This is a genomic window from Lysinibacillus sp. UBA6686 (assembly GCF_002455205.1).
Lineage (GTDB): Bacteria > Bacillota > Bacilli > Bacillales_A > Planococcaceae > Lysinibacillus > Lysinibacillus pakistanensis.
Window position 1 is genome coordinate 54,184 of the sequence record NZ_DKJS01000011.1, and the last position, 6,002, is coordinate 60,185.

The 6,002-nt window shown below is 35.2% G+C and carries 6 protein-coding genes and 1 riboswitch; of the genes, 5 read left to right on the top strand and 1 reads right to left on the bottom strand.

The annotated features are described in order from the left end of the window. Positions 1–237: 237 nt before the first annotated feature. Positions 238–1,356, top strand: a complete 1,119-nt coding sequence (locus B2R82_RS03165) for a C40 family peptidase (protein ID WP_286923480.1) — start codon at positions 238–240, stop codon at positions 1,354–1,356. 89 nt (positions 1,357–1,445) lie between these two features. Here the strand turns inward: B2R82_RS03165 and ytvI are convergent, their stop codons facing one another. Beyond that, on the bottom strand, positions 1,446–2,504 hold the full coding sequence (gene ytvI, locus B2R82_RS03170; RefSeq protein ID WP_286923481.1) for a sporulation integral membrane protein YtvI: 1,059 nt from the start codon (positions 2,502–2,504) through the stop codon (positions 1,446–1,448). 81 nt (positions 2,505–2,585) lie between these two features. Between ytvI and B2R82_RS03175 the strand changes: the two genes are divergently transcribed. The 4 genes from B2R82_RS03175 (at position 2,586) to B2R82_RS03190 (ending at position 5,807) form a co-directional block, all read left to right on the top strand. Further along, positions 2,586–3,134 carry a hypothetical protein gene (locus tag B2R82_RS03175; RefSeq protein ID WP_286923482.1) on the top strand — a complete coding sequence of 183 codons (549 nt, stop codon included), beginning with the start codon at positions 2,586–2,588 and terminating at the stop codon, positions 3,132–3,134. A gap of 90 nt (positions 3,135–3,224) precedes the next feature. Then, the gene (locus B2R82_RS03180) at positions 3,225–3,770 is read left to right on the top strand and encodes a glutathione peroxidase (RefSeq protein ID WP_286923483.1); all 546 of its coding nucleotides are present in this window, start codon (positions 3,225–3,227) and stop codon (positions 3,768–3,770) included. Positions 3,771–3,846: 76 nt separating this feature from the next. Continuing rightward, positions 3,847–4,044: riboswitch (cobalamin riboswitch) on the top strand. 256 nt (positions 4,045–4,300) lie between these two features. Further along, the gene (locus B2R82_RS03185) at positions 4,301–4,843 is read left to right on the top strand and encodes a hypothetical protein (protein ID WP_286923484.1); all 543 of its coding nucleotides are present in this window, start codon (positions 4,301–4,303) and stop codon (positions 4,841–4,843) included. Between the two features lies 1 nt (position 4,844). Then, positions 4,845–5,807 (top strand): ABC transporter substrate-binding protein, encoded by a 963-nt coding sequence (locus tag B2R82_RS03190; protein WP_286923485.1) that lies wholly within the window; start codon positions 4,845–4,847, stop codon positions 5,805–5,807. Positions 5,808–6,002: the final 195 nt, after the last annotated feature.

Here is a 6,002-nt window from a genome sequence, read left to right on the forward strand (position 1 = left end):
TTGTAGAAAAAAATCGATTAAAATAGAATTTATAAGCAATTTATTGAATGTTACAGAAATATTTCGAGTTTTACTAAAGTATTAAATAGGCGTGAAATAGTATAAAAGTTATGCTATTAATGCTAAACTTTAAAAGGCTAATGAAAATATAAAAATAAATTTACAAATATACATCGTTCAAGTGATTACATAAAACACAGGAAACGAAATTGACGAGATGAAGGGAAAGAAGTTAACGTGGGTAAGCGCAATAAATGGCGTAAGTCGATGGTACTAGCACTGGCACTAGCTGGCGGCTTATTATTTAATACAGTACAACCAACAGAAGTGCATGCGGAAGAAACTTCTCAACAAATGATCGAGAAAAAAGCTAAAATAGATGCGGAAGTTAAAAAGCTTCAAGAAGAATTAACAAAACTACAACAAGAGATCGATGAAAAAGTAAAAGTATTTAATCAAGTACAGGCAGACATTAAAGAAGTCGATGCAAGTATTGCTGAAACTGAAAAACGTATTGAGCAGCGTTCAGCCATTTTAAGCGAGCGTATGGCTGCATACCAAGCGCAGGATAACACAGTGGGTGTTTATTTAAGCGTTGTCCTTGAGGCAAAAAGCTTTGCAGATTTAATGGACCGTGTCGTAGCGGTTAAAACATTAATGGATGCTGACCAAGAACTAGTTAATCAACAGGAAGCGGACAAGGCTAGCTTAGAGCAACAAAAGGCAACATTAGATGAAAAACAAAAAGAGCTTCAAAAACAATTCCAAGAGCTTCAACAAAAAGAAAGTGAAATGGAAGTGAAAAAGGCTGAAAATGAAGCTAAATCACTTGCATTAAAAGCACAAATTGCAACGAAGCAAGAGGAAGAACGTTTAGAAGCGGAACGTAAAGCGGCAGAGGAAGAAGCAGCTCGTTTACGTGCACTTCAAGCAGCAACTCCGGCTGTACATGCTTCAAATAATGGGGGTAAAATTGTTTTCGGTTCAGGTGCAGGCACTGCATCTTCAGGTGATGCTATCTCAACGGCAAAGCAATTCTTAGGCCGTAGCTATGTTTGGGGTGGAAGTAACCCATCGACAGGATTTGACTGTTCAGGTCTTGTACAATGGTCTTACAAACAAGCAGGTGTATCTTTACCACGTACAGCATCACAACAATATTTAGCAACTCAACGTATTTCAGCAAATGAAGCACGTGTTGGTGACCTAGTATTCTTCAGCTATGGCTCTGGAGTAGCGCATGTAGGTATCTATTTAGGAAACAACACAATGATCGATGCTCAAAATAAGGGTGTTGTTGTTGAATCACTTGATTGGTGGAATCAGTATTTAGTTGGCTTCGGTCGAATTCAATAAGCTCAACTAATATATAGACGATTGAATGAACAAAAAGGTCATCTTTTTTACAAAGATGGCCTTTTTTTTGATACATTATTTCCTCTCGATTAAATTTTAAAATTCAATTTGATAATACCAGTTTCTTTTAAAGCAACGAAGAAGATAATAACAAAGGGGCCTGCAAGTAAGCCTATTACACCAAATAATTGTAGACCAATAAACATAGCTATTAATGTTGGTAAAGTGGATAACCCAATATGGTCACCCATTAATTTAGGCTCGACTACTCGACGAATAATGAGTAAAATAGCTGCTAAGATGAATAATTTTACAGCGATAGATATATTTCCTATCAGCAGATGATACAGTGCCCATGGTGCCAAGATAATAATGGAGCCAAGGAAAGGTATAATGTCAATGACCCATATGATGATGGTCATTGTCACTGCGTATTTAGGCTGTATTAATAAAAGACCAATAAGTGTAACACCACCAATGATAAAACTAACAAATAAATGTGCCTTCATGTATCCAAAAATAGCATCCTTTAAGCGATTTAAAATAATCTTTAATTTGTTTGCAGTGCTAGGCTTCAAATATTTATAAGTGATCTGTTTTAATTTTGGCAAATCTAGCATAAATAGAAAGAGAGCGATCATGTATACGAGAAGACTAATGAATAGACTTGGAATTTCTGAAAAGAAGGCTGTAACTTTGGTATAATTAAAGAAATTCAAAAAAGATTCTTCAATTTTCTTAATGAAATCCATCGTTGTATTTTGAAGCGAGGCACTTACTTCAGGTGGAAAGTCTTCAGTGTATTTAGAAATGTTTTCTTGCATAGTAAGCCACATTTCTGATAGCTTTGAAATATAGTAGGGAGCTTGCTTTGAAACTAATATTATTTGAGACATAAGTTGTGTAATCGTAAAGTAACAAATAATAGAAATTAGAATAACACTCACTATGTAAATAAAAGCAACTGCAATCTTCCGTGACATTTTCCATTGCCGTTTAAAGAACATAACAATTGGCTCTAAAAAAAATGCGGTGGCTCCAGCTAAGATGATTGGTACGGAAACAGGGATAATAAAATATGCAGCTACGATTATAGAAATAATCATTATTAATCTAAATATCAGTTTCCTAGTATTTAATTTATTCATATATTCACCTTCTTTACGCAAATTAAGATAAGTGTACCATAAAAATTTTACGTTCTGACACAATAAAGGTAGGGATGAATGATGGAAAAAGAAATTTTGCAGCTTTTTAGTAATTTAACAGAGCGTGACCGTGAAATTCAATACGATTCTTACGAAGAATTGATGAAAATTATGCAAGAACCAGTTGATTGGACATATGCAGTTTGGGAACAACTTGTCCAAGCTCTTACATATAAAGATGGTCATATGCGCGCACTTGCAGCACAATTTTTATGCGCATTAGCAGCTAAAAGTGATCCAGAAGAAAGAGTATTGGAGGACTTTTTAAAGATTTGGGCTGTAACATATGATGAAAATACTGCAACGGCAAGGAATACTCTACAGGCCATCTGGAAAATAGGTTTAGCAGGGCAGGTACAACGGGATTTAGTTATTTCTTATTTGGCTAAAAGATTTCAGACATGTCTAGATGAAAAACATCCAACATTAATACGTTATGATATTGTAGTATCTTTTAAGAAATTATATGATGCTACGAATAATTCAAAGGTGCTAGACATTGTGAAACGTTTAATTGAGGAAGAGCAAGATATGAAATACAAAAAGAAATATAGGGCAGCCATTCGTTAAAAATAATGGAATGGCTTTTTTTAATGCAAATCCTTTTATGAATAGAAAAAAGTTTACTATAATATAGGAAAAAAGTAAGGGGATTCATACATGAGCATTTATAATTATTTAGTAAAGAAGCCAAACGGTGAGATTTTATCAATGGAGACCTATCGAGGAAAGACGCTGTTAATTGTCAACACAGCTAATCAATGTCGTTTTACATATCAGTTCGAAGACTTGCAAAAAATGTACGATAAATATGGCAAGGAAAACTTTGTTGTGTTAGGCTTTCCTTGCGATCAATTTGGAAATCAAAACCCTGAAGATGGTGAGCAAACTACACAACTTTGTCAGGTTAACTATGGTGTAACATTCCCGATTTTTGAGGTAGTGCAGGTCAATGGTGATGCAACACATCCACTGTTTAATTATTTAAAGCATGAGGTCGATTACCGCGCATTTGGAAAAGCAAGCATGCAGGAAAAAATGCTAGCAGAATCAATAGTTCAAATAGCACCTCGTTTTTTAGAAGGACGTAATATCCGCTGGAATTTCACAAAATTCTTAATCGATGCAAATGGTAAAACAGTAGAACGCTTTGAGCCTACTGATTCTCAGCTTGATATCGAGCAGGCTATTGAAAAAATACTATAAATTTCTAGTACAACTATAAAACTTTTATCTTTATAGTTTTTCATAATAATATGTGATAAACTGCTTTATAAGTGAATAGCTCTTGCAGGATAAGGGTACTAAGATAGTATAATCGGGAATTCGGTGAAAATCCGAAGCTGTTTCCGCAACTGTAAGTACAGGAATCATAATCGTAGACCACTGTCAATTTGATGGGAAGGTTTTTATGACATACATTACATTAAGTGATGTACACTGTACAAGCCAGGAGACCGACCTTTATTTGAACGTATAAATACTCTTCGGAAGCTAGGAGGATATACGGCAAATACGTAGTCTCTTTCGTATCTATATACGATTCTAATTATGTTATTTTCGTCGTTCCTTAGGAGTAGGAACGGCGTTTTTTATTTTGATTCAGCCCCTTATATGGGCAGGATAGAGGTTTTCTTCCTATCAGTGGGCGTTTTATACGCCTTTGAATCAAGAAAAATCCAGACGCAATTACGTTAGGGCACAATTGATTGTGTAAAGAAAGTGAGGATTTAGAGTTGAAAAAAGATGCGCGTTATTCTTGTTATCCATTTATGCGTGAAAAAGCATCTACAGTGGATTTTGAAATACGAACAGATAGCCTTACTACACATATAGGAATGGCTTTGACAGCAGTAAAAAAAGAGGCAGTAGAGGTTGTTGCACAAGATCTCTATACAATCCTACCAATGGCCTACCATGTTAATGGCTCGGTTCGAGGTAAATTAGCGGTCAGTGAAGAGGATTTAGCATGGCTAAGTGCTCGCTATGATTTTTATGTTAGTTATGTGAAAGAGGAGATTCAGAGCTTTGTATTACCTCAAGGAACAGAGGCTGCTACTGCATTACATGTATGTCGTAGTGAGGCAAAAAAATCTTATCGTATTTTGCATAAGGTATCTGACGAAAAGGAAGTACCGACAATTCTTTTTGATTATTTAGGACTACTAGCCAATGTATTTTTTGTGATGGCTGTTTATATGAATAAGCAAGCAGGGATTGCTGAAATTCCGTTTGAAAGCAAGTCATACCCTATGAAAAAGAAAAAGGAGAATAAATAAAATGAAGAAATTGTTGAAGCTTCAATGGCTTTCAGTAATGATGCTGTCGCTCATATTAGTAGGTTGTGGTGCGAAGGATGAAGCAACTACTAAAGAAGATATTACTAAGGAAGATCAAATCGAAAAAGCAAGCTATAAAGTGAAGGATGACCGTGGTATAGAGGTTGAGTTTGATGAAGTACCTAATACAATTATTTCATTACAACCAAGCAATACAGAAATTTTATTTGCTTTAGGTGTTGGCAATCAAATTGTTGGGGCAACTGACTATGATACGTATCCGGAAGAGGCACAAAAAATTGAACGTGTTTCTAATTCTGTTACATTTAATAGTGAGCGTATTTTAGCTTTGAAGCCAGATGTGGTCATTGCTTATACAACAGGAAAAGATGAAGATAACTTAAATGCTCTAAAAAGTCTTGAAGATGCAGGTATAAAAGTATTTGCCATTCAATCTGCAGCTTCATTTGATGATGTATATGGAGATATTGAACAGATAGCAACGGTTATGGGAATTGAAGATAAAGGTGTAAAATTAAACGAGGATATAAAATCAAAAATTGCTGAGGTACAAGCAAAAGTTAAAGATGTAAAAGCACCAAAAAATATCTATTTAGAAATTAGCCCAAAACCAGACATCTATACAGCGGGCTCTGGTACATTCCAACAGGAAATTTTAAATATTGCCAATGTAAGCAATGTATTTGCTGAACTCCAAGGCTGGAAAAAAGTAACCGAAGAAGATGTTATTGCGAAAAATCCAGAAGTTATTTTAACTACGGTAGGCTATACAAAAGACCCAGAAGCAGAAATTCTTACGCGTGATGGGTGGAATTCTATCACAGCTATTCAAAACAAAGCAGTTTATTATATAGATAATGATATTACAAACCGCCCTGGCCCTCGTATTGGTGAAGCTGTTGAGCTAGTAGCAAAGGCTGTTTATCCTGAATTATTTAAATAAAACATAAAACCTGCAAGCTGTCCAAAATAAGGGCAGCTTTTTTGTATTTTTTAACCTAATTTTAACCTTCAGATTGTATTTTGAAGGAGAGGGTTTTTTAACTTCTTTCAGCAGAAGTCTCCCGCCTCTATAGGTGGTGAGATGAATGCGAATTTAAGCTACTTTTCAGAGGGTGTCCAAACACCTGCTGAAAGA